Below are 24,548 nucleotides of genomic sequence, written 5' to 3'. Positions count from 1 at the left end.
TCTGGGGTTAGTCGAAGGCCTTTTCGATCAGTGAGCGCTGTTCGAGCTCGTGCACCTTGCTCGACCCGGCCGAGGGGGCCGACATGGGGCGGCGGGAGACTCGGGTGATGCGGGTGACGCGGTCGGGGAACAGTTCCGGCAGGGCCAGGCCGTAGAAGGGCCAGGAGCCCTGGTTGGCCGGTTCCTCCTGGACCCAGCGGATGTCCGCCGCGTTCGGGTACCGGTCGAAGATGGCGCCGATCTTGCGCTGCGGCACCGGGTACAGCTGCTCGACCCGCACGACCGCGACGTCGGTCAGTGCGCGCTTGGCCTGTTCGGCGGCGAGCTCGTAGTAGAGCTTGCCGGAGACGAACAGGATCTTCTTGACCGCGGCCGGGTCCGGGGTCGTGGGGTCGTCGATGACGGACTGGAAGCGGGTGTCGCCGGTGAAGTCCTCGACCGGGGAGACCGCGGCCTTGTTGCGCAGCATGGACTTCGGGGTGAACACCACCAGCGGGCGCTGCACGCCGTCGAGGGCGTGGCGGCGCAGCAGGTGGAAGTAGTTCGCAGGCGTCGAGGGCACCGACACGGTCATCGAGCCCTCGGCGCACAGCTGCAGCCAGCGCTCGATGCGCCCGGACGTGTGGTCGGGGCCCTGGCCCTCGTGCCCGTGCGGCAGCAGCACCACCACATCCGACACCTGGCCCCACTTGGCCTCCGACGAGGAGATGTACTCGTCGATCACCGACTGGGCGCCGTTGACGAAGTCGCCGAACTGCGCCTCCCACAGCACCAGCGCGTCCGGGTTGGCCACCGAGTAGCCGTACTCGAAGCCCAGCGCCGCGTACTCCGAGAGCGCCGAGTCGTAGACCATGAACTTGCCCTGGTCGTCGGACAGGTTCTGCAGCGGCAGGTACTCGCGGCCGGTCTTGCGGTCGATCACCGCGGCGTGCCGCTGGGTGAAGGTGCCTCGGCGCGAGTCCTGACCGGCCAGCCGCACCATGCGGCCCTCCAGGGTCAGCGACCCGAACGCCAGCAGTTCGCCGTAGGCCCAGTCGATGCCGCCCTCGCGGGCCATCTTCTCCCGGCGCTCCAGCACCGGCTTGACCCTCGGGTGCACGGTGAAGCCGTCCGGCAGGTTCACGTGCGCGTCGGCGATGCGCTCGAGCACCGAGCGGTCCACGCCGGTCGACAGCTTCGCGGGCACCTGCTGGTCGCGCTCGACCGACGGGCTCGGCGAGATCGGGTGCTTCTCCAGCTCCCGCACCTCGTTGAACACGTGCTCGAGCTGGCTGGAGAAGTCCCGCAGCGCCTTCTCGGCCTCTTCAACGGAGATGTCCCCGCGGCCGATGAGCGACTCGGTGTAGCCCTTACGCACGCTGCGCTTGGTGTCGATGATGTCGTACATGCCCGGCTGAGTCATCGAGGGGTCGTCGCCCTCGTTGTGGCCGCGGCGGCGGTAGCAGACCAGGTCGACCACGACATCCTTGTTGAACGTCTGCCGGTAGTCCATCGCCAGCCGCGCCACCCAGTAGCACGCCTCCGGGTCGTCGCCGTTCACGTGGAACACCGGCGCCTGGATCATCTTCGCCACGTCCGTCGCGTACTGCGAGGACCGCGAGTGCTCCGGTGCGGTGGTGAACCCGACCTGGTTGTTGATCACGACGTGCACGGTGCCGCCGGTGCGGTACCCGCGCAGCAGCGCCAGGTTCAGCGTCTCGGCGACCACGCCCTGACCGGCGAACGCGGCGTCACCGTGCAGCGCGACTGGCAGCACCGAGAACCCGACACCGCTGGCGTCGCCCTTGTTCAGCAGGTCCTGCTTGGCCCGCACGATGCCCTCGAGCACCGGGTCGACGGTCTCCAGGTGCGAGGGGTTGGCGGTCAGCGACACCCGGGTCTCGCCGTCGCCGAACATCCGGAAGTACTTGCCCTCGGCGCCGAGGTGGTACTTCACGTCGCCGGAACCGTGCGCCTGGCCCGGGTCCAGGTTGCCCTCGAACTCCTGGAAGATCTGCGCGATCGGCTTGCCGACGATGTTGGCCAGCACGTTGAGCCGACCCCGGTGCGGCATGCCGATGACGACCTCGTCGAGCTCGTACTCGGCGGCCTTGTCCAGCAGCGTGTCCAGCAGCGGGATGACCGACTCGCCGCCCTCGAGCGAGAACCGCTTCTGCCCCACGTACTTGGTCTGCAGGAAGGTCTCGAACGCCTCGGCGGCGTTGAGCTTGCTCAGCACGTACTTCTGCACCGCGGCCGGGGGCTTCTCGTGCGCCACCTCGACCCGCTCCTGGATCCAGCGCCGCTCGGCCGGGTCGAGGATGTAGGTGTACTCGACGCCGACGGTGCGGCAGTAGGAGTCGCGCAGCACGCCGAGCACGTCGCGCAGCTTCATCCGCTCCTTGCCCGCGAACCCGCCGACCGGGAACTCGCGGTCGAGGTCCCACAGGGTCAGCCCGTGCGAGCGGACGTCGAGGTCCTCGTGCTTGCGCTGCCGGTAGTTCAGCGGGTCGGTGTCGGCCATCAGGTGACCGCGGGTGCGGTAGGCGTCGATCAGGCCGATCACCCGCGCGGTCTTGTCGACCGGGCCCTCGGCCAGGTCCGCGGTCCAGCGGATCGGCTCGTAGGGGATGCGCAGCGAGGTGAAGATGTCGTCGTAGAAGCCGTCCTCGCCCAGCAGCAGGCGGTGGATCTCGCGCAGGAACTCGCCGGACTCGGCGCCCTGGATGATCCGGTGGTCGTAGGTGGACGTCAGCGTGATGATCTTGCTGATGCCCATCTCGATCAGCGTCTTGTCGCTGGCGCCCTGGAACGGCGCCGGGTACTCCATCGCGCCGACGCCCAGGATCGCGCCCTGGCCGACCGAGAGCCTGGGCACCGAGTGGTTGGTGCCGATGCCGCCCGGGTTGGTCAGCGAGATCGTGGTGCCCGCGAAGTCGTCCGCGGTGAGCGTGCCGCCGCGGGCCTTGCGGATCAGGTCCTCGTAGGCCTGCCAGAACTGCTGGAAGGACATCCCCTCGCAGCCCTTGATCGAGGCGACGACCAGGTTGCGGCTGCCGTCCTTGCCCGGCAGGTCGATCGCCAGGCCCAGGTTGACGTGCGCGGGGGTGACCGCCTGCGGCTTGCCCTCGGCCTCGGCGTAGTGCCGGTTCATGTTCGGGTACGCCTCGAGCGCCCGGATCATGGCGTAGCCGATGAGGTGGGTGAAGGAGACCTTCCCGCCCCTGGTCCGCTTCAGGTGGTTGTTGATCACGATGCGGTTGTCCGCGAGCAGCTTCGCCGGGACCGCGCGCACGCTCGTCGCGGTCGGCAGCGCCAGCGACGCGTTCATGTTCTTCGCGATCGCGGCAGCTGCCCCGCGCAGCGGCTTGCGCTCCTCCTCGCCGCTGGCGGCGGGCTTGGCCGCGGGCGCCTTGGCGGCGGGCGGCGGCGTCGCGGCCGCCGGTGCCTTGCCGTTGCCGGACGGGGGAGCCTGCTTGGGCGCCTGCGCGGCGGGGGAGGTGCTCGTCGACTCAGGCGCCCGTGTCGGCGCTGCGGCCTTGGGCGCCGGTCGCGCCGCGGTCTTCGCGGTGCCCGCGTCGGCCGCGGTCTTCGCCTGCGCGGCACCCTGGGTCGCCGCCCGGGGTGTTGGCTTGTAGTCCGCGAAGAAGTCGTGCCACGCGGGGTCTACCGACGAGGGGTCGGCGAGGAACTGCTCGTACATCTCCTCGACGAGCCACTCGTTCGCACCGAACTGTGACGCGGGACTGCTGCTGGACACGGCTAACTCTCGCCTCTATCCATCTCGATCTCGACCTGAACACACTCCCCGTCAGGCTAGTCCCCCGGTCAGGACGGTGGTTACTCAACCAACCGGCCGTGGCGCAGCTCATGTGTGGCGCCGCCTACTGAATCGTTTGAGGAACCGATCATGTGCGGTAAGTCGCCCCCGTGGTAGGCAGTTCTTCCCGCTGTGTGGACCCCTCTTTGGTGCCGGATCACCCCCTTGAGTGATCGCCGAACGGTCGCCGAGTGGTCCCCGGGCACACGCCAGACATCCAGGAGCGGAAGCCGAACGGTCACCGCCCGCCGCCCGCGCGGGCACCGGGAGGTTTCCCCGCCACCGCACGGGAAAACCTCGACGCGCCGGTGGTCGTGCCCGGCGAACAGTCGACCGGCAGACCTCTCGGTGACCGATCAGTTCGCCACCTCGAAACGGCGGTCGACCGCGACCACCGTGGGTGCCGATTGGCCGCACCCCCCTGCCGAGGTGACCAGCCGATCGCACCGCACGCCTGGTGCTGCCATTCGGCTAGCCCTCTGGCGTCGTTGGGCTCGACGGGGGTGACCGTCGGATGGGGAGGAACTGCCCCGGGCCGTGCGGTGGGGGCGCGGTGATGTGCCTGCGGGCGCAGGTCTGGTTGGCCGCTCGGGGCTTCCGTTGGGGCTTGCGGGCTCTGCGGGGGCATCCCGACTGGGCAGGTGCAGGGGAGCGTGTTGCCGAGTCTGTGGATGTCGGCTTGGGGTGCCGCTCGGTGGTGTGGGTGGCGGCGTGGTCAGCTTCTGGGGTGATCCGCCTGGGCGGGTGCAGGGGAGTGCGTTGCTGAGTCTGTGGACGTCGGTTCGAGGGATGCCGCTTGGTGGTGTGGGTGGGCGTGGGGTGCCGACTCGGTGTGGGCGGGTGGCGCCGTGGTCAGCTTCTGGCTGAACGGTCCCGGCAGTGCGGTGGGGGCGCGTTGACGAGCCAGCGGGCGTTGGTCTGGTTGGGCCGCTCTGTGGCTCAGCTGGGGTTCGCGGACTCTGCGGGAAGCGGCACCTGGGTGCGGCCATGATCAGCCGCAGTGCCGGGACCGCTTGGGGGCGGCAGCAGAAGCGCCTTGGCGAGCAAGCGGGTGACTGGCGTTAAGGCAGCGGTGTGGCCGTCCTCGGCCGTTGTCCTGGGCAGCCGCTCATCGGTGGGGACTGCCCGACTCCCGGCGGGGCCGTGCCCGTCGGGCGCGGCCCCGCCGGTGGCTATGAGCCGTGGGCGGGTTCGGTGATCGGGGCGGCTGTGGGGGAGGTGTGGGGGTCGAGGGTGCCCAGTTCCCAGAGGCGGGCGTAGTGGCCGCCTGCGGCTAGCAGGTCGGCGTGGGTTCCCTGTTCGACGATGCGGCCGTTGGCCAGGACGAGGATCTGGTCGGCTCTGGCGGCGGTCGCGAGGCGGTGGGCCACGACGAAGGTGGTTCGGTGGGTGGTGATGTGTTCGCTCGCTCGCAGGACCGCGGACTCCGTGGCCGGGTCCAGGGCGGCGGTGGCCTCGTCCAGCAGCAGGATGTCCGGGGCGACGAGTTCGGCGCGGGCCAGGGCGATGAGTTGGCGCTGGCCCGCTGAGAGTCCTTGGCCGCGTTCGCCGACGGGGTGGCGGAAGCCGCTGGGGAGGGTGGCGACCATCGGGAGCGCACCGACGTCCCTGGTGGCGGATTCGATGATCGGTGGCGGCGAGCCCGGTCTGCCGTAGGCGACGTTGCGGGCGATGTCGCCGGTGAACAGGTGCGCCTCCTGCGGGACCACGCCCAACCTGGACCGGTACGCCGACGGGTCGTAGCCGCGGAGGTCGACGCCGTCGACCAGGACGGCGCCGTCGGTGGGGTCGTAGAAGCGGGCCACCAGTTTGACCAGAGTGGACTTCCCGGCCCCGGTGGCCCCGACCAGCGCGACCGTCTCACCAGGACGCACGCGCAGCGACACCCCAGACACGGCAGGCACGTCGGTCCCCGGGTAGGTGAAGGTCACGTCCCGCAGCTCCACCGCCCCGGCCAGCCGGTCCGGCACCGGCACCGGGTCGGCGGGCGGGACCACCGAGGTGGGCGTGCGCAGCAGGTCGCCGATCCGGTGCAGCCCGACCCTGGCCTGCTGGTACCCGTCGAACACCGACGACAGCTGCTGCACCGGCGCGAAGAACAGGCCCAGGTACAGCAGGAACGCCAGCAGCACCCCCGGGCTCAGGTCGCCGTCGGCCACCCGGGTCGCGCCCACCACCAGCACAGCGGCCTGACCCAGCCCGGACAGCATGGTCACGAACGGGAAGTACGTCGCGATGTAGCGCTGCGCCCGCAGCCTGGTCCGCCGGTAGGCGTCGCTGCGCTCGGCGAACCGGCGCGCCGACACCTCCTCGCGGGTGTACGCCTGCGCCACCCGCAAGCCGGTCACGTTCTCCTGCATGTCCGCGTTGACCGCGCTGACCTGCTCCCTTGCCTCGGTGTAGGCCGCCGAGGACAGCCGCTGGAAGATCGCTGTCGCGACCGCGAGCACCGGCAGCACGGCCAGCGCCACCAGCGCCAGCGACAGATCTGTCACCAGCAGCGCGACCGTCACCGCGACCACGGTCACCACGCTGGCTACCGCCGTCGTCAGCCCGGTCTGCAGGAACGTCGACAGCGCGTCCACGTCCGTGGTCATCCGGGTCATGATCCGACCGGCTAGCTCGCGCTCGTAGTAGTCCAGCCCGAGTCGCTGCAGGTGCGCGTAGCTGCGCACCCGCAGGAGGTAGAGCAGCCGCTCGCCGACCCGCGCGGTCAGCACCGTGGTCACCGCCGTGTTCAGCCACATCACCACGACCAGCCCCGCCGCCAGTACCGTGACCACGAACAGCACCCCGGTCGCCCCGGTCAGCACGCCCGCGTCGATCCCGTGCCGGAACAGCGCGGGCATCGCCACCGCCGTGATCGAGTCCAGCACGACCAACCCCAGCACCACGGCCAACGCCCACCGCGCTGGCCGCAGCAACCCGCGCAGCCGGAAACCCGGGTCCGGCGCCGTCGGGTCCTCACCGCGCAGGTCGGGCACCTCCACCGCGGGCGGCAGCGCACGCACCTGCGCCAGCAACTCCTCCGTCGCGGGCGTGCCGCTCACCGCCGCGGCGGCGGCCCCACCGCCCATCCGGCCCCCATGCCCGGCCCCGGGGCGCATCACGGGCTCCGCCGCCCGAACCGCCGCAGGGGCCTCCGGAGCCGTCTCGGGCCACAGCGAGGGGGTGATCCCGTTCGGCCCCGGCACCAGGTCGGCCGTCTCGGCGGGCTGCTCGATCGCCTCGCCCGGCCCGGCCAGCAGCGACCGGTACAGCTCGCACCGCGCCGTCAGCTCCGCGTGCGTGCCGACGTCGACCAGCTTGCCGCCGTCGAGCACCGCGATGCGGTCTGCCAGCGCCAAGGTCGACCGCCGGTGCGCGATCAGCAACGTCGTCCGCTCCGCGGTCACCGCGCGCAGCGTCTCGTGGATGGCCGACTCGGTCAGCGTGTCCACGGCCGAGGTCGCGTCGTCGAGCACCAGCACCCTCGGGTCCGACAGCAGAGCCCTGGCCAGGGCCACCCGCTGCCGCTGCCCACCCGACAACGTCAACCCGCGCTCGCCGACCACGGTGTCGTACCCGTCGGGCAGGGCCTCGATGAACTCGTGCGCCTGCGCCGCCCGCGCCGCTGCCTCGATGTCGGCGGTGGTGGCCTCCGGTCTGCCGTAGGCGATGTTGGCGCCCACTGTGTCCGAGAACAGGAACGCCTCCTCGAACACCACCCCGACCGCGCGCCGCAGCGACGCCAACCGCAAGTCCCGCAGGTCGACCCCGCCGACCCGGATCGCCCCGGACTGCACGTCGTAGAACCGGGGCAGCAGCAGCGACACCGTCGACTTGCCCGACCCGGCCGTGCCCACCAGCGCCAGCGTCTCCCCGGGGGAGATCCGCAGGCTCACCCCGTCGAGCACCGGCTCACTGCGCGTGTACCCGAACCGCACGTCGTCCAGCTCCACCGCGACCGGACCGGGCGGCACGGCCACCGCGTCCGCCTTCTCGGTGACGTCCGGCTGCGAGTCGACCAGCTCGTACACCCGCTCCACCCCGGCCCTGGCCAGCTGCGCGTTCACCAGCAGGCTGGCCAGCATCCGGGTGGGCCCCACCAGGTTCGCCACGTACCCGGCGAACGCCAGGAAGGTGCCCAGCGTGACCTGCCCGCGCAGCGCCATGTACCCGCCGAGGGCCAGCACGGCCACCTGCCCGGCCGCGGGCATCGCCACCAGGGTCGCCGCCGGTCTTGAGGTGATCTTGGCGCTGCGCATCCGCTCGGCGAACAGCCGCCGGGCCGCCTTCTCCAGCCTGCTGACCTCCTTGGCCTCCTGGCCGAACCCCTTCACCACGCGCACCCCGGTGACGGTTTCCTCGACCCGCTGCGCCACGTCCGCCGCGCTCTGCTGCGCCGACCAGGTCGCCGGGAACAGCCGCGACTTGCTGCGCACGGCCACCACGGCCACCACCGGGGTCACCACCAGCGCGACCACGGTCAGCAGCGGCGAGAGCCACAACATCGCCGCGAGCGCCAGCAGCGCGAACACCACCGTGCCCACCGACAGCGGCACCATCATCAGCAGGCCCTGCACCAGCTGCAGGTCGGTGATCGACCGGGACACCACCTGCCCGGTGCGCAGCGCGTCCTGCTTGCCGCCGTCGAGCCGCTGCACCGCCCCGAACACCGCTTGCCGCAGGTCGTGCTGCACGTCCAGGGCGAGCCTGCCGCCGAGGTAGCGCCGTGCGAACGCGCTCGCGAAGGTCAGCACCTCCAGCCCGACCAGCCCGGCGACCAACCCGACCAGGCCGTCGGTGTGCCCGGCCACCGCGCCGTCGACCACGTACTTGACCAGGAGCGGGCCCACCGCCTGGAAGCCGACGCCGACCACCGAGGCAGCCAGGGAGAGCAGCACCAGGGCGCGGTGCCGCCAGCAGGCGGCGCTGAGTCGGCGGATCCAGCCGGGGGAGGTCGTCACCCGGCCAGAGTAGGCACGAGGCCGCCCTCCGCGGGGAGGACGGCCTCGGCCTGTGGACAACTCCGCGGGTTGTGGACAACTCCACGCGCCCGCGGTGGCTCAGGTGATGTCGCGGCGGGCGTTGCGCAGCAGGCCGAGACCGAAGAACAGCGCGGTCCAGCCCAGGAAGATGAGCCCGCTGACCCACAGCGAGAACGCGCCGGGCGCACCGGCGACGACCCGCATCGCCGTGTCGATCCGCTCGTGCGAGGACGCGCTGATCTCCCCGCCCCGGTCGAGCACGAGGGTCTGCAGCTGGTCGACCAGCAACGCCGAGGCCGTCGACCCGGTGAGCCCGTTGGCCGAGCCGTTGGGCAGCACGCCTGCCAGGTGCGGCGTGTCGGTGCCACCGGCCAGCAGCAGCTCACCGAACGGGCCGACCACCAGCGAGTAGACCAGCAGGATCACGATGGCGCCGGTCGTCGAGCCCATCAGCGCGCCGACCCCGAGACCGATCAGGGTCCACAGCACGATCTGGATGATCCCCGCGAGCACCACCAGGAACCACTGCTTGCCCTCGGGCAGGTAGCTGCTGCCCGAGCCGACCGCGGTGCCCGCGCTGACCAGCAGCGCCACCGCGACGCCGTAGATCAGGCCCCAGATGACGTAGGTGACCGCCTTGGCGCCGAGCACCGCCGCCCTGGTCGGCCCGGTCAGGAAGGTCGTGGTGATGGTGCGGTGCCGCAGCTCCGAGGCGATGCCGATCGCGCCGAAGATCATCGGAAAGATCGAGGCCAGGTTCATCGCCCTGGTCAGCGCGATCACCGACCAGGAGATCTCGTCGATGGACACGCCGAAGCTGCGGAAGGTCGAGTCGTTGGTGACCTGGTCGGCGATCTCGGTGGCCAGCGCCGCCCAGCCCCACGCGGCCAGGAACGCCACGGCCAGCGCCGGGATCAGCAGTGCCCACCACAGCTTGGTGGTGAGGATCTTGCGGAACTCCGCTGTGATCAGGGTGCCCATCAGGCCTTGCCCCCCTCGCCGGTCGAGCCCTGGCCGGGAGTCTCGCCACCGGGTGCTTCAGGTGTGTCGGGTGTTGTCGGTGCCTGCACGTCCGGGGGCGGCGGCGCGGGCGCCACCTCCACCGGCTTCGGCGCGTCGGCGACCGCCTGCGTCGGCTGCTCCTCGCTCAACGCGCTCGGCGGCTGCGACTCGGGCGCGGGTGCCACCGGAGGCGCCTGCGGGGCAGGCGGAACCGGTGCCTGGTAGGGCGACGTGGGCTGCGGCGCCTGGTAGGGCGAGGTCTGCTGGTACGGCGCCTGCGGGGCCTGCTGGTACGGCTGCTGGTACTGCGGCGCTTGCGGCGCCACCGGTGCCTGGTAGCCCCCGTACTGCGGCGCCTGCTGCTGGTAGCCCGGCTGCTGCGGGTACCCCTGCTGGTACGGCTGCTGCTGCGGGAACTGCACCGCCTGCGGACCGGCCTGGTAGGTCGCCTGCGGCAGCGGCGAACCGAAGCCCGACACCTGCTGCCCGCTGTCGAACCCGGGTGGCGCGTACCCCTGCTGCGCGGTCCACTGGCCGCTGGTCAACCGGAAGAACAGCTGCTCGAGGTCGGCCTGCTCCTCCTGCACCCCGTACAGCGCGATGCCCGCCTTGCTGGCGATGTCACCGACCTGCTGCACGGTGGCGTCCACGACCGCGAGCCGACCGTCCGGCAGCGGTGTGACCGCGGTGATCCCGGCCTCCTGCAGCGCGGCGGCGAGCGCCTGCGGGTCGGCGGGCTGCACCAGGACCCGGCTCTGCTGCGAGCGCTTCAGGTCGTCGAGGCTGCCGTAGTAGACGGTCTGACCGCGGCTGACGATGACGACCTGGTCGATGGTCTGCTCCACCTCGGCCAGCAGGTGGCTCGAGATCAGCACCGTGCGCCCGGTCGCGGCGAAGGACTTCAGGAACGACCGCAGCCACGCGATGCCCTCCGGGTCCAACCCGTTGGCGGGCTCGTCGAGCACCAAGACCTGCGGGTCGCCCAACAGCGCGGTCGCCAGCGCTAGGCGCTGCTTCATGCCCAGCGAGAATCCACCGGCCTTACGCGTTGCGGCGCCGCCTAGGCCGACCAGCTGCAACACCTCGATCGCCCGCTGGTCGGGCAGCCCCATCGCCGCGGCGTACACCCGCAGGTGATCGATCGCCGAACGCTTCGGGTGGAAGCCCTGGGCCTCCAGCACCGCGCCGACCACGCGACCGGGGTTTCCCAGCCGGTGGAACGGCTGCCCGTTGATGGTCGCCTCACCCGCGGTCGGGTTCACCAACCCCAACAGCATCCGCAGCGTCGTCGTCTTACCGGCACCGTTGGGCCCGAGGAACCCGGTCACCGACCCCGGCTCCACCTGGAAGCTCAGGTTCTGCACCGCGGACACCTGACCGAAGTTCTTGGTCAGGCCACGCACCACGATGCGGCCACTACCGTCCTGCACAGGCTCCTCCAGCTCGCCGGCCCCGTCGTGGCGGACATCTTGCCCCATGCCCACCCCGGCCGGTGACGACCTGGCCAAGAAAACCGGCGAACCCGACCGAACCGTTCACCCCGGTCCGGCCCGATCGTCACCCCGCGTCAGCTCGGCGTTCGCCCTGGTGGCCATCCCTCACCACGGGTATCCGGGCGGTCACCTCGCACGGCGACTCCGGCGGCACCAACCGCGCCTGCCTCGCGAAGGGGTTGCGCAGCGGCCGCTTGCGCTCCCGGTGCGGGACGCCCTCGCCGATCAGGTGCTCGTGGGCCATCCGCCACACCTGGCAGGGCCACCGCTTGCCGCGCAGACCCGCCGGGCACGCCTCGCAGCGGCCCTCCTCGTCGGGCTGGTGCACCGTCAGCAGCAGCCGCCACCCATCGGCCAACCTGCTGATCTCCGCCCGCGCCAGCGGCAACAACGTCGTCGCGTCGGCGGAATCGGCCGCCTCGTCCAACAGCGCCAACCGGCGCAGCACCGCGGCCCGCAGCGGGTCGACACCGTCATCGGGCTCGCCGTCCCCGCCCCGCTCGCGGTCGGCACCACCCGCACGCCACATGCCCGGATCAGCCCGCCGCGCCGTCGAGCGCCCGACCAGCCGCCTGGTCCAGCACCAGACCCAGCGACCGCGTCTGCTGGGCGGAGAGCACAGCGGACGCCCCCGGCGGCGGCACCAGCACCACCCGGTCGTCCTCCACCAGCACGGTCAACGCCCGGTCCCTGCCGAAGGGGTCGTGGCACCCGACACACCACCGAGGCTCAGTCACCGAACAAACATCGACCGAACCCGGGCGGCACCCAAGCCGCCACCGGCCGATTCACCCCATCGCGAGCATTCTCACCCGATGGGGCCCAATGCCCTCCGACAAGTAATCACGACACACCGCACCCCCGATGCGGCGCCCAAGACCGAATGCGCATAAACTAGGAACCGGTGGCCCGCTCCCAGTGACCCCCAGGCTGGTTGAGCGGGCCGCCTCCAACAGGCGAACCCTGCCCGCAGAGAGCGCGGGCGGGGTTGTCGGCCATTTCTCCCGGGGGGCCGAGCCCCCCGGACCCCCGACGGTGCGGTTGGTGGCGGTACCAGCGTGGATCCCTGAGGTTCGACGAGAGTTGAGCTCGGGGTGGTTGCTGGGAATTTGGGGGTTTGCTGGTGGGAATTGGTCACCCTTGGGGGTGAAATTCTTGGGGGGTGGGGAATGTTTACTTGTGCAAGGAGATGGCGGTTTTTGGCCAGGTTATTGCGGTGGGTGGTGTTTGGGGGCGGCGTACCGGCTCTCTGGTGCCTGCTGCAGGGAGCCGGTACGCCTCGCTTGCCGACCGGTGGGGTGTTGCTCGGCACCGAGGCACCGGGGCCGGGCGGCAGTGGGGTCTTAGGCGAGAACGGATTCCAGGGGGGTGCTGGGGAGACCGTGGGCCTCGGCGACCGGGGCGTTGGTCAGGTGGCCCTGGTGGGTGTTGAGGCCGAGGGCCAGGGCCCGGTCACCGGTGAGGGCCTTGTGCCAGCCCTGGTTGGCCAGCGCGACGGCGTAGGGCAGCGTCACGTTGGTCAGCGCGTAGGTCGAGGTGTTCGGGACGGCGCCCGGCATGTTCGCCACGCAGTAGAAGATCGAGTTGTGCACCGGGTAGGTGGGCTCGGCGTGCGTGGTCGGGCGGGAGTCCTCGAAGCAGCCGCCCTGGTCGATTGCGATGTCGACGAGCACGGAGCCCGGCTTCATCTGCGCGACCAGCGCGTTGGAGATCAGCGTCGGGGCCTTGGCACCCGGCACCAGCACCGCGCCGATGACCAGGTCGGACTCCTTGGCCACCTGCTCGACGGCGTAGCGGTTCGAGGTCAGGGTGCGGACCCGGCCGTTGAACTGGGCGTCGAGCTGGCGCAGCCGGTCGACGTTGGTGTCGAGCACGGTGACCTCGGCGCCGAGGCCGAGCGCGATCGTGGCCGCGTTCACGCCCGAGACGCCGCCGCCGATGACCGCGACCTTGGCCGGGAGCACACCGGGCACGCCACCGGGCAGCACGCCGCGGCCACCGGAGGGCTTCATCAGCGCGAACGCGCCGACCTGCGGGGCCAGCCGACCCGCCACCTCGGACATCGGGGCCAGCAGCGGCAGCGCGCCGTTGGCGGTCTGCACGGTCTCGTAGGCGATCGCGGTGGTGCCCGCGGCCAGCAGCGCCTTGGTCAGCGCCTCGTCGGCGGCCAGGTGCAGGTAGGTGAACAGGGTCTGACCGGCGCGCAGGCGCGGGTACTCGACCGCGATCGGCTCCTTGACCTTGAGCACCAGCTCGCCCTCGGACCACACGTCGTCCGCGGTGGCCAGGACCTTCGCGCCCGCGGCGAGGTACTCCTCGTCGGTGATCGCGGAGCCAAGGCCCGCGCCCGCCTCGACGAACACGTCGTGGCCGCGGGAGGTCAGCTCGTGCGCCCCGGCGGGGGTCAGCGCCACCCGGTACTCGTGGTTCTTGATCTCACGGGGAACGGCGATCTTCACCGGGCTGTCCTCTCGGGTCCGTGGCTAGGCCATCTGGGGTGTCGTGTACCACGGTCGTGCAGCGCAGAGCGACTGTCATCGTTCTGCCACACCGAGAGTATTCGTGCTCCGTTGTGCCCGCAGCACAGTCACCGACGGGCTACCCCGACTGGTCGGGTCATCCCCAGCGGAGCGCGACGAGCTGGATGAGCAGCGCCAGCCGGGTGTTCGGGTCACCCAGATCGGCGTCGATCGCGGCGGTGATGCGGGCCATCCGGTACCGCAGCGTGTTCGGGTGGATGGTCAACGCGGCGGCCGCGGCGCGCGGGTCGCCGGGGTGGCGCAGCCATTCGTAGAGCGTGTCGAGGTACCAGTCGGCGTCCTCGCGGGAGCGCAGGTAGGCCAAGGGACCCACGTGGGCGACCCCCGCTCCGGTGGACACGACTGCGGTGCGGTGCAGCACGAGCACGGTCCACACCTCGTCGTGCGCGGCCACGGGCCCGGGGACCAGGCCCGCGCGCAGCAAGCTCAGCGCCTCGTCGGCCTCGGCTCGCGACCGCGCTAGGTCGTTCACCGGCACCGCGCTGCCTGCGGCCGCAAGAGGGCCCGCGAGCTCCGCCAAGGCCTCCCGCAGCGCGGGCCACCCGCCGCGTCCACTGCAGTCCGGCACGATCGCGTAGAGCACGCCGTGCAGGTCCGCGACCGCCGGACGCCGCCCTACGCCCTCGGTCAGTCGCTCTAGTAACGCCAGCCGCACGCCCTCGGACAAGGGGTCGTCGGACTGCGCATCGATCGCCACCACCCGGTGCGGCTCGTCGGAAAGGTCGAGTTCGGCGGCGACCAGCCGCGCGCTGCCGGTGCCGTCGAGCACCGAGCGGACCAGCTCCGCCGACCGCCCCCGGTCGGTGTCCTCGCGGGCCCGGCGCCGCAGCAGGTGCAGCGCCACCACCGGCGCGATGTCGGCGAACGCGGCGGCGCGCTCGTCGGACACCGGCCCCGGCACGACCGCCCACATCGACCCCAGCAGCTCGCCGCCCATCCGCACCGGCACGATCAGCCGGGGCAGCGTGCCGTCCTTCTGCGCGGGCACGAAGATCGCGGTCCGGCCCCGGCTCAGCTCGCGGAACACGCCGCGGGAGCGGAACCGGGCCAGCACGTCGTCCGGCACCCGGCGACCCATGATCGTCGACACCCTGGCCGAGTCGGTGCGGTCCTGGCGCGCGGAGTAGGCCAGCACCCGCGAGTTGGCGTCCTCGACGGTCACCGGCGCGTCCACCACGGCGGCAGCGGCGTCGGCGAGCCGGAACAGGTCGCCGAACGGCCCGGGGTTGAGCGCGTCGGTCGCCTCGTCGGCCGCGGCGTCGAGCACCGACCGCAGCAGCCACACCAACTGCGCCCACGCCGTCGCCGCGTGCACCTCGACCAGCGCGGTCCCGGCTTTCTGCGCGGCGGCGCGCACCGCGGTGCGCGCGGCGTGCGGCGGCTTGAGCAGGACCGCGGCCGCCCCGTGCGCCCCGCAGTGGCCGACCAGTTCGACCGCGTCGGCCGTCGAGGCGACCGCGACGCCGAGCACCAGGTCGCCCGAGGACACCTGGGTCCGCTTGACCGTCTCGGCGATCACCACGTCGGTCACCGTCGGCGCCGGGTCCAGGACGTGCGCGGTGCGCAGCAGCGTGGGGCCCATCCGGTCGACCACACCGAGCACCGTGATCATCGCGCCACCTCCTGGCGCCACGGTAGCCGCCCGCGCCGGTCGACTGTGGACTCCTCAGCGGACGGTGGCCGCCGAGAGCCAGGTCAGCCCGGCCACGGCGGCCATGCCCGCCTCGTTCGGGTGCATCGGCACCGACGGCGCCGCCGGGCGCAGCGGCTCGACCCAGCGGCGGTGCTCCGGCTGGCAGGCGTCGTGGGTGATCGAGAACAGGTACGGGTTCACGAACCGCGCGCCCGCCGCCCTGGCCCGCTCGCCGAGCGCCTGGTTGAGCGCCTTCTCGGTGCGGTCGAAGTACGCGGTGTCCCCGGCGGCGAACGGCACCTGCGGCCAGCAGCCCTTGGTCGGCGGCAGGATCCGCAGGTACCCGACCACGATGACGGTCGCGCGCGGGGACCGTTCGCGGATCTGCGCCAGCACCCGGTCCACCAGCGTGCCCGCGCGGGCGATCCGGTCGAGCAGTTCGTCACCACCGCCCGCGGTGTAGTGCTCGCGGCACGGCGCGCCAGCCGGGTCCTGCGCGCCGAGTTGGGCACAGGTGCCCAGGATCTCGCCGAACCCCATGTCGTTGCCGCCGATGGTGATCGTCACCAGGTCGGTGTCGGGCTTCAACGCGTCCAGCTGCGGTGGGTTCTGCCCATCTTGCACCGTTTGTGGGCGGGTCATGTGCACAGTGGTCGCGCCGCCGCAGGAGACATCGGTGAAGCGGGCGACGCGCAGCCACCGGGCCAGCTTGCCCGCGTAGTTCGCTGAGGAACGTCCACAACCGGGCGGAGTTCCGTTCTGGTCCGGGATTCCGGGGCCTGCGGCGTAAGAGTCGCCGAGTGCGACGTAGTGCTGGAAGCTTGGCCTATAGGCAGTTGCCGTCGCAGGAGTAGCGGCGGCACCGACCAACAAGAGCGTCAGAGCCAGGGCAGCGGCGCGCATGATCCCGATCCTCACCCGAGCGGGTGGAATCGGCAACCGTTTCGGATATTCCAGACTGTGGACGGTCTGCCGGTGATCCGGTCGGCGCAGCTAGCTTCCTCCGTACGGCTGTCCGCCAGACGAGCACCCCGAGGAGACCGCACATGACCGACCCCGCCGCCGCCTGGTCGTTCGAGACCAAGCAGGTGCACGCAGGCGCCGCGCCGGACCCGGCCACCGGTGCCAGGGCGACCCCGATCTACCAGACCACCTCCTACGTCTTCCGCGACAGCCAGCACGGCGCCGACCTGTTCGCCCTCGCCGAGCCGGGCAACATCTACACCCGGATCATGAACCCGACCCAGGACGTGCTCGAGCAGCGCGTCGCGGCGCTGGAGGGCGGCGTCGCCGGTCTCGCCTTCGCCTCCGGCTCGGCGGCCACCACCGCGGCCATCCTCAACCTGGCCGAGGCTGGCGACCACATCGTGTCCAGCCCGTCGCTCTACGGCGGCACGTACAACCTGTTCCACTACACGCTGCCCAAGCTCGGCATCGAGGTCAGCTTCGTGGACAACCAGGACGACCCCGAGCAGTGGCGCGCGGCGGCGCGGCCCAACACCAAGGCGTTCTTCGCCGAGACGCTGGCCAACCCGGGCAGCAACGTCCTCGACATCCGCACCGTCGCCGACGTGGCGCACGAGGTCGGCGTGCCGCTGGTCGTGGACAACACCGTGCCCACCCCGTACCTGCTGCGCCCGATCGAGCACGGCGCCGACATCGTGGTCCACTCCGCCACCAAGTACCTGGGCGGCCACGGCACCACCATCGCGGGCGTGCTCGTCGACGGCGGCACCTTCGACTTCGGCAAGGACCCGGCCCGCTTCCCCGGCTTCAACGAGCCGGACCCGAGCTACCACGGCCTCAAGTACTGGGAGGCCCTCGGCCCGGGCGCCTACGCCGCCAAGGCCCGCATCCAGGGCCTGCGCGACACCGGTGCGGCGATCTCGCCGTTCAGCGCTTTCCTGATCCTGCAGGGCATCGAGACCCTGTCGCTGCGCATCGAGCGGCACGTGGCCAACGCGCAGGCGATCGCCGAGTGGCTCGAGCAGCGCGACGAGGTCGAGAAGGTCTACTACGCCGGTCTGCCGTCGAGCCCGTTCCACGCCTCGGCGCAGAAGTACCTGCCGCGCGGCGCGGGCGCGATCGTCTCGTTCGACCTGCGCGGCGGCGTCGAGGCGGGCCGCAAGTTCGTCGACGGCACCGAGCTGTTCAGCCAGCTGGTCAACATCGGCGACGTGCGCAGCCTGATCGTGCACCCGGCCAGCACCACGCACAGCCAGCTGGTCGAGGAGGAGCAGCTGTCCTCCGGGGTCACCCCCGGCCTGGTCCGGCTGTCGATCGGCATCGAGAACGTCGAGGACCTCAAGGCCGACCTGGAGGCGGGCTTCCGGGCCGCCAAGGCCGAACTGTGAGCACGGCTCCCCCTCCCGCCACCGGTGCGTGGCGGGAGGGGGACCCCCTCGGCGGCCGCCGGTGGGTCCAGCTGGAAGGGCCCGTCCCCGGGGCGCGGATCGCTTACGAGACATGGGGAACACTCGCGCCGGGCGGGTCCAACGCCGTCCTGGTGGAGCACGCGCTGACCGGCGACAGCCACGTTGTCGGCCCCGCCGGTCCCGGCCACCCCACGCCGGGGTGGTGGGACGGGCTGATCGGCCCCGGCCGCGCGGTCGACACCGACCGGTACTTCGTGGTGTGCCCCAACGTCTTGGGCGGCTGCCAGGGGACGACCGGGCCCGCGTCCACCGCACCGGACGGGCGGGCTTGGGGTAGCCGCTTCCCGTCGGTGGGGATCCGGGAACAGGTGGCCGCCGAGGTCGCCCTCGCGGACGCGCTGGGGATCACCCGCTGGGCCGCGGTGCTCGGCGGGTCGATGGGCGGCATGCGCGCCCTGGAGTGGGCGGTCGCGACCCCCGACCGGGTCGCCGCGCTGCTGCTGCTCGCCTGCCCCGCCGCCGCCTCGGCCGAGCAGATCGCCTGGGCCAGCCCCCAACTGCACGCCATCCGCGCCGACCCCGGCTGGCAAGGCGGCGACTACCACGACACCCCCACCGGCCCCTGGGACGGCCTGGGCGTTGCCCGCCGCATCGCCCACGTGACCTACCGCAGCGAACCCGAACTGGCCACCCGCTTCGGCCGGGATGTGCAGCCGGATGGGCGGTTCTCTGTCGAGTCCTATTTGGACCACCACGCCGCGAAACTCGCCCACCGCTTCGACGCCGCCAGCTACATCCTGCTCACCGAAGCCATGAACGGCCACGACGTGGGCAAAGGCAGAGGCGGCGTGGAAGCGGCCCTGTCCCGCGTAACCGCCCGCACCGTAGTGGCCGGAGTGGACAGCGACCGCCTCTACCCCTTGGCGCAGCAAGAAGTCCTGGCCACCCACATCCCCACCGCGGACGGCCTGAGAGTAATAACATCCCCTTCCGGCCACGACGGCTTCCTCACCGAGACAAGCCAGTTGTCGGCCCTGCTCAAGGAACTCCTCTAGCAAGTGTCGTCACGCGGCTACTAGTTGAGGATTGTGCACTGACTCAGTTCGCGGATCAGTTCGAGCGCGAGGACCCCGGATATGCGCGGGTCGCCGAAGGGGACGAGTTCTGGGCCGCTCTGCCCCCTCGGCTTGATCCCGAGAACACCGGCGATCGGACAGGTCTTGGCGCGGATTAGCGCGTACCCCCTGCGTAGCGCAGGGCAGGCTCGGGTTGACAGATCCACGCAGGTCGAGCACACCGGTGGTTCTGTGACCCCCATGCCGTCGGGCCAGCCGGGCCAGTCGCCGCGGTGATCTTTGAGCAGCCACAGCACCCCATCGTCTGCCACGTCCGCACCTCCGCCGCACACCTGGCACAGCAGTTCTCGCATCGCACGGCGCTGCCGGGGTGTGTGGACGATTCCGAAGTCAGGACGCCCCTCTCCCGGTGAGGAGGACATCCGAACCCACAAAGCACCGTGTGAGTCGCGGTCGTTGGCTCCCTCGTCCGTGTAGGCCAGCCCGCCACCGTGCTGACGGATCAGGTTGGCGCGGAGCGGTACCTCGGTACTCCACTTCGTGATGTAGGGAACGTGAATCATCGGACGGACTCCGTCGACCCGTGAACCTGTTCGTCCGGGGTGTTCAGTCATGCCAGCTCCTTCGACGTCTGTTTCCACCATCGGAACTCGGCGGTCCGGGCTCCACGAGCAGGTGAGTTGAGATATGCGTGCGACGCATATCCGCAGCTTGTAGCCGCTCTTGCTGGCTACAGTGGTTGAGTGGGCACTCAGATCGAGGGCAGGTCGTGCGTCAGTTGCGGTGCACGCCTGGCCAGCTACAACCGCACCGCCATGTGCAGTCCTTGCGGCAGGCGTATAGCTACAGCGATGACCCCGCCCGAGTTGCCGGATGAGTTCTGGCGACGACCTGCGATCCAGGACGCCTTCCGCGGGCGGCATTTCGGCCAGGTCCTGTACGCCTACCGCTATGAACACCGCCCGGTGCTCACACAGGGCCGCATCGGCAACTGGCTGTCGATGACCCAGGGGCAGGTGAGCAGGATTGAGAGGGCAAGGTCGGCGGTCTACGACCTCTACAAGCTCGAACTCTGGGCGCGGGTGCTCCGGATCCCCGAGCAACACCTGTGGTTCCGTTTCTCGGAACAACCACTCGGTGCATATTCGGCAAGTGCGCCTGCCTCTAGCGTGGCCTTGGGCTACGAGAGAGAGGACGACGTGCGTCGACGAGAGTTGTTCAAGGTCATCGGGTTGACCGCTTCCGGGTTCGGGTGGTTCTCAGCGCCCGTCGCGGCAGCCACCCCCAGGAAGTCGGTCGTTCCGACGGAGGTCACGATGATCCGCGACATGACTCGGACGTTCCGCAGCCTGGACAACCGATTTGGTGGCGGGCACGCGCGATCCGCGGTGACCGACTACCTGACCTCCCAGGTCGCACCACTGCTCCGGACCGCGCGAGCAACGGATTCGGTTCGCGTGAGCTTGCACGCCGCCGTCGCGGAGCTGAATCAACTCGCCGGCTGGATGGCTTATGACACAGGCGATGCTGACACCGGCGGTAAACACCTCAAACAAGCACTCCGACTGTGCCAGCAGGTTGACGATGACGCGCTGTCCGCCGAGATGTTGGCCGGTATGAGTCACCAAGCCGCGTTCTTCCGGTCAGGTGTCATCGCGGTTGACCTGGGGTTGGCGGCCCAGTCCCTCGCGGCACGCTCCGGTTTGGCTGCCCTGGAGTCGGAGGCCGCGGTCATGACGGCCCACGGATACGCCCTGCAGGGGCATCGGAGTGCCTGCCTCGGCGCCCTCGGGCATGCCGAACGAGCCCTGGCCGCCGCGGAATCACGGGACCGGCCGGATTGGTTGACCTATTTCGATTCGGCGTACCTCGCGGCCAAGTCCGCCCACTGCTTCCGCGATCTTGGGCAGCCGGTGGAGTCCGAGAGGTACGCGCGGGAGTCGCTGCGCATGTCGGCCGGGTACGACCGGGGCAGGCTGTTCAACCTGTCGGTGTTGGCTTCGGCGTTGGCCGACCAAGCTCGGGTCGAGGAGGCGTGCGCGACAGCGGCGGCTGCGGTCGACCTGGCGGGCAGTGTGCGATCGGTCCGCACTGTCGCCTACCTGGCCGATGTCGGTCGCAGGCTCAACCGGTACCGGAGGAGCGCGACGGTGTCCGACCTGTTCAAGCGGATGCGGGCCTCCGCGATCCCGCTACCCGCTCGCTAAGGCGAACATCAACCCGAGTTGTGCCCCGGCCCCGATGATCTCGCCGCGACTGATCATGTCCCGGACCTCGGCCAGCGGCAGCCACTCGACGCGGGCGGCTTCGTTGATGTCCGGCGCGTTCCCGGTGTCCACGGCTCCCTCGGCGAGGTACACGAGGTTTTCGAAGTCGGCCGTGCCCGCCAAGGGTTGGAAGCTGGTGAGCAGACGGATGGACCGGGGTCGCCAGCCGGTTTCCTCCTCGACCTCCCGAGCGGCCGCACGAGCGGGGTCCTCGGCCGGGTCGACGTAACCGCCGGGAAGTTCCCAGGTCCAGCGGTCGGGGATGAACCGGTGCCGGTAGATCATCAACACCCGGTCGCCGTCATCGTCGAGGACCACGGTCATGCTCGCCCTGGGCATCCGCAGCACGTACTGCTCGAACCGCACCCCGTCCGGCAGTTCCACGTGCGCGATCGCCACGTGCAGCCTGCGGGTGTCGTCCACGAGCCGCTCCTCGTGGATCGTCCATCGCGACGGCTGATCTCTCACCCCGGCGACGCTACTCCACCACGACCTGCGCACCCGCGACAAGCGCCCGCGACAAGCACCCGCCGACGATCACCCCGTCGACAGCTCCCGTCGACATCCACCCTGGCGGACGGCAGACTCCCACCCACCCGGGGGCCACCCGCTTCCAGCCTACTGCTTTCCCCTTCCTGTCAAGGGGTTCTCGACTGACCTGTGGATGGGCGAGACCGTTGTGGACAACTCCGCGGGGAAACGTGGCGACAGGTACCGATTCCACGAGACCCGCCGACCAGGATGAGCGCGACCGCCGTGCGATAAGCCCGTCAGGTCTCCCGTACCCACGCTGGCACCGGTAGCCCTCGGCTCAAGCACTCGTCCGACAGACGCAGGGTCCAGCGAAGCGCCTGCACCATCAGCGTCGCCATCTCCTCAGGGGCCGCGTTGGTCAGGGCGATCTCGATCTGCGCCTTCGCCCCGTCGGTGTCGCCGTGGACTTGGGCCAGGAGGGTGCGGACGGCTGTTCGGACGGGAGGGTCGGCTTCGTCGATGGGGACTTCGTGGCCGTCGTCGTCGTAGACCTGCATCTTGACGGGGGTGGTGCCGCCGGAGCCCAGGGCGGAGACCATGGCGCTGCACTCGTGGAACAGCATCAGCATGAGCTCGCGGGCGTCGACGTGGCTGTTGGGGGTGGAGCGGACGGCGGCGGCGACCCGGTCGAGGGCGCCGTCGTCCTCACCGGCGCGCATGGCGGCCAACGCGCCCGCGGCGGCCTCGGTGAGGCGCCGCGTGCGCGCCGGGTCGGACTCGTCCACGTCCCTCATCCTGCAACAGCGGGCGCTCGCGCGGGGAGATCACCCGTGCTCGATTCGCTCAGTTGGCGGCGAGCGGTCATCGCCCGGTGACGTCCGCGACGCCACCCGGACGGCCGAACGCCTGGCCCTCGGCCGTTCGGACGCCCTGTTCGGCCCACCAGGTGGCCTCCGCGTGGTCGCGCACGCCGAGCACCCCCACCGACGCGCCGACGGAGCGCAGGGCCGCGATCAGCTCCAGCGTGGCCCGCACCGGGACCGCCTCGCGCGGCAGCCAGTCCGGTCGCCAGCCCTCGAACGGGTCCGACAGCACGACGGTGCGCACGCTGAAGCGCTCCACCATCGCGACCTCGCGCGGTCCACCGGTGAACCCGTGCAGTGCGGTGACCACGCCGATGTCGCTGAGCGTGCGCAGGTTGTCCTGCGCGTCGCCCCGGCAGGTCAATACCGCGCGGGTGTCCAGGCCGATCTCCAGCGACCCGGCCGGGGCGCCGGTCGCGCTCAGCACGTCGTTCACCGTCGCCGACAGGTCCGCGTCGGCCGACTGCAGCGCCGACAGCAGCACCCGGTGCACCGCCTCGCCCTCGTCGGCGACCGGGCCGAACAGCGACAGCCACCGGTCCAGGTGCGTGCCCGACTGCGTCAGCAGCCACGGGCCCAGCGGCACCGACAGGCCGGTCGACTCGGCGAGTTCGGCGGTGTCGCGGTCGGTCGGCAGGTGCACCAGGGCCCGCACGCGCACCTGGACCAGGTCGGCCAGCCGCACCACCGGTTGGTAGGCGACCCGCAGCTCGCCGTTCTCCCAGGCCGCGGGCAGCCCGGTGGCCAGCGTGCCGACCTTGCGGGTCGCCCGGTCGGCGTGCCCGTCGAACTCGGCCCACTGGTGGCGGCCCAGCGAGCGGGCGTGCTGGTGGGCGGCGTCGGCGGCCCGGAACATCTCCGCGCTCGTCATCTCCGCCGGGGTGCAGCGCACGGCGCCGACGGTGGCGCTGACCGCGAGGCCGACGCCCGCGTCGTAGTCCGGTTCGGCCAGTTCCGCGGTCAGCGCGCCGACCAGGGTGGACACCGGTGGCGCCTGCGTGTCGTGGGCGATGAGCACCGCGAACTCGTCGCCGCCGATCCTGGCGACCAGCGCCTCCTTGCCCGCGACCGCGGCGGTGAGCCGGTTGGCGGTGGTCCGCAGCACCCGGTCGCCGGTCGCGTGCCCGTAGGTGGTGTTCACCAGCGAGAACGCGTCCAGGTCCAGGCAGAGCAGGGTGAACGGGCGGTGCGGCGGGGTCTGCGCGTGCATGGCCTCCAACCGCGACTCGAAGTGCAGCCGGTTCGGCAGGCCGGTCAGCGCGTCGTGCAGGCTCTGGTGGCTGAGCTGGTTGCCCAGCAGCTGCAGCTCGGACAGGTCCTGCACCATCGTCACCCGGTAGCGCGCGACCCCGCTGTCGTCGCGCAGCATCGACGTCGTCAGGTAGACCCACGCGGTGTCGCCGCCGGGTCTGACCACCCGGCGCCGGTCGGCCTCGCCGACCACCAGCGGCGGCTCGTCGTCGTCGGCGATGAACTCGGCCAGGGTGCGCCCGCGCAGGTCCTCGGTCGGTCGACCCAGGATCGTGGCCAGCGCCGGGTTCGTCTCGACGAAGGTCCCGTCCAGTTCGGTGATCGCGATGCCCACCGCGGAGGCGTCGAACACCTCGCGGAACCGGTTCTCGGTGGCCCTGCGGTCGCGTTCGGCGCGCTGCTTGGCGGTCAGCAGCGCCAGCTTCATGTTCTCCTGCTGCGCCAGCGTCCGCTTGCGCAGCGCGGCGGCGTACCCGGCGGCGACGTAGCCGAGCAGGGCCGCCACCGGCCGCGCCCCGTACCCGGCGACCGCGAACCCGTCGGCGAGCACCCCGAGCGAGCCCTCCAGCGTGGTCTCGCCGGTCAGGGCGCCCTCGACCATCAGCTCGCCGACCCGCAGCCCGGCCGCGACGTCGGGCGGGTCGGCGGTGAGCGCGGTGGTGAGGCGGTCGAGCAGCGCGGTGAGCAGGCCGCGCACCTCGGTGGACGACCGCGGGACGTAAGCGGTGGCGGCGACCACGCGCAACCAGGGCGCGACGAGCTCCGCTTGGTCGCCTTCCGGGTCGGGCGGCGGTTCAGACATGGT

The 24,548-nt window shown here is 71.2% G+C and carries 16 protein-coding genes; 3 read left to right on the top strand and 13 right to left on the bottom strand.

The features are described from left to right. Positions 1-7 precede the first annotated feature (7 nt). The 9 genes from JOD54_RS01100 to JOD54_RS01060 all read right to left on the bottom strand — a co-directional run bounded on the left by JOD54_RS01100 (position 8) and on the right by JOD54_RS01060 (position 16,340). The gene (locus tag JOD54_RS01100) at positions 8-3,739 is read right to left on the bottom strand and encodes a multifunctional oxoglutarate decarboxylase/oxoglutarate dehydrogenase thiamine pyrophosphate-binding subunit/dihydrolipoyllysine-residue succinyltransferase subunit (RefSeq protein WP_204448753.1); all 3,732 of its coding nucleotides are present in this window, start codon (positions 3,737-3,739) and stop codon (positions 8-10) included. 1,232 nt (positions 3,740-4,971) lie between these two features. Further along, positions 4,972-8,748 carry an ABC transporter ATP-binding protein gene (locus JOD54_RS01095; protein ID WP_204448752.1) on the bottom strand — a complete coding sequence of 1,259 codons (3,777 nt, stop codon included), beginning with the start codon at positions 8,746-8,748 and terminating at the stop codon, positions 4,972-4,974. Positions 8,749-8,847: 99 nt separating this feature from the next. Continuing rightward, complete coding sequence (locus tag JOD54_RS01090; RefSeq protein WP_204448751.1) at positions 8,848-9,750, bottom strand: ABC-2 transporter permease; 903 nt, start codon at positions 9,748-9,750, stop codon at positions 8,848-8,850. Beyond that, complete coding sequence (locus JOD54_RS01085) at positions 9,750-11,201, bottom strand: ABC transporter ATP-binding protein (protein WP_204448750.1); 1,452 nt, start codon at positions 11,199-11,201, stop codon at positions 9,750-9,752. Before JOD54_RS01085 ends, JOD54_RS01090 begins: the two co-directional genes overlap by 1 nt. 127 nt (positions 11,202-11,328) lie before the next feature. Then, a complete protein-coding gene (locus JOD54_RS01080; protein ID WP_239573243.1) occupies positions 11,329-11,793 on the bottom strand; it encodes a hypothetical protein in 465 nt (154 codons plus the stop codon). Positions 11,794-11,800: 7 nt separating this feature from the next. Next, the gene (locus JOD54_RS01075; protein ID WP_092778259.1) at positions 11,801-12,001 is read right to left on the bottom strand and encodes a hypothetical protein; all 201 of its coding nucleotides are present in this window, start codon (positions 11,999-12,001) and stop codon (positions 11,801-11,803) included. A 606-nt stretch (positions 12,002-12,607) separates the two neighbouring features. Further along, positions 12,608-13,723: an alanine dehydrogenase gene (ald, locus tag JOD54_RS01070; protein ID WP_204448749.1), complete on the bottom strand. Its 1,116-nt coding sequence runs from the start codon at positions 13,721-13,723 to the stop codon at positions 12,608-12,610. Between the two features lie 157 nt (positions 13,724-13,880). After that, positions 13,881-15,416, bottom strand: a complete 1,536-nt coding sequence (locus tag JOD54_RS01065) for a PucR family transcriptional regulator (RefSeq protein WP_204448748.1) — start codon at positions 15,414-15,416, stop codon at positions 13,881-13,883. Positions 15,417-15,470: 54 nt separating this feature from the next. Next, positions 15,471-16,340, bottom strand: a complete 870-nt coding sequence (locus JOD54_RS01060; protein WP_204448747.1) for an SGNH/GDSL hydrolase family protein — start codon at positions 16,338-16,340, stop codon at positions 15,471-15,473. A 143-nt stretch (positions 16,341-16,483) separates the two neighbouring features. Here JOD54_RS01060 and JOD54_RS01055 point away from each other — a divergent pair, with 143 nt between their 5' ends. Both JOD54_RS01055 and metX read left to right on the top strand, forming a co-directional pair. Beyond that, a complete protein-coding gene (locus JOD54_RS01055; protein ID WP_204448746.1) occupies positions 16,484-17,791 on the top strand; it encodes a bifunctional o-acetylhomoserine/o-acetylserine sulfhydrylase in 1,308 nt (435 codons plus the stop codon). Further along, entirely contained in the window at positions 17,788-18,867 is a 1,080-nt protein-coding gene (gene metX, locus JOD54_RS01050; protein ID WP_204448745.1) for a homoserine O-acetyltransferase MetX, read from the top strand. The genes JOD54_RS01055 and metX overlap by 4 nt, the downstream gene beginning before the upstream one ends. Positions 18,868-18,887: 20 nt before the next feature. Here metX and JOD54_RS01045 read toward each other — a convergent pair whose 3' ends face one another. Then, positions 18,888-19,199, bottom strand: coding sequence for a hypothetical protein (locus JOD54_RS01045; protein ID WP_204448744.1), 312 nt, complete (start codon positions 19,197-19,199; stop codon positions 18,888-18,890). A 540-nt stretch (positions 19,200-19,739) separates the two neighbouring features. Here JOD54_RS01045 and JOD54_RS01040 point away from each other — a divergent pair. Continuing rightward, positions 19,740-21,095 carry an NsdA family TPR-like regulatory protein gene (locus JOD54_RS01040; protein WP_239573242.1) on the top strand — a complete coding sequence of 452 codons (1,356 nt, stop codon included), beginning with the start codon at positions 19,740-19,742 and terminating at the stop codon, positions 21,093-21,095. On the opposite strand, the gene JOD54_RS01035 is transcribed toward JOD54_RS01040, so the two are convergent. From JOD54_RS01035 to JOD54_RS01025, 3 genes are all read right to left on the bottom strand, one after another. Further along, positions 21,081-21,623: an NUDIX hydrolase gene (locus JOD54_RS01035; RefSeq protein ID WP_204448743.1), complete on the bottom strand. Its 543-nt coding sequence runs from the start codon at positions 21,621-21,623 to the stop codon at positions 21,081-21,083. The two genes, JOD54_RS01040 and JOD54_RS01035, sit on opposite strands and share 15 nt — an antisense overlap. A gap of 302 nt (positions 21,624-21,925) precedes the next feature. Beyond that, positions 21,926-22,423 carry a hypothetical protein gene (locus JOD54_RS01030; RefSeq protein WP_204448742.1) on the bottom strand — a complete coding sequence of 166 codons (498 nt, stop codon included), beginning with the start codon at positions 22,421-22,423 and terminating at the stop codon, positions 21,926-21,928. Positions 22,424-22,490: 67 nt separating this feature from the next. Further along, the gene (locus tag JOD54_RS01025; RefSeq protein ID WP_204448741.1) at positions 22,491-24,545 is read right to left on the bottom strand and encodes a diguanylate cyclase domain-containing protein; all 2,055 of its coding nucleotides are present in this window, start codon (positions 24,543-24,545) and stop codon (positions 22,491-22,493) included. Between the last annotated feature and the right edge of the window lie 3 nt (positions 24,546-24,548).

Source organism: Actinokineospora baliensis, assembly GCF_016907695.1.
Lineage (GTDB): Bacteria > Actinomycetota > Actinomycetes > Mycobacteriales > Pseudonocardiaceae > Actinokineospora > Actinokineospora baliensis.
Note: the sequence above shows the minus strand (reverse complement) of the source record. Positions and strands in the feature narration are given on the sequence as shown.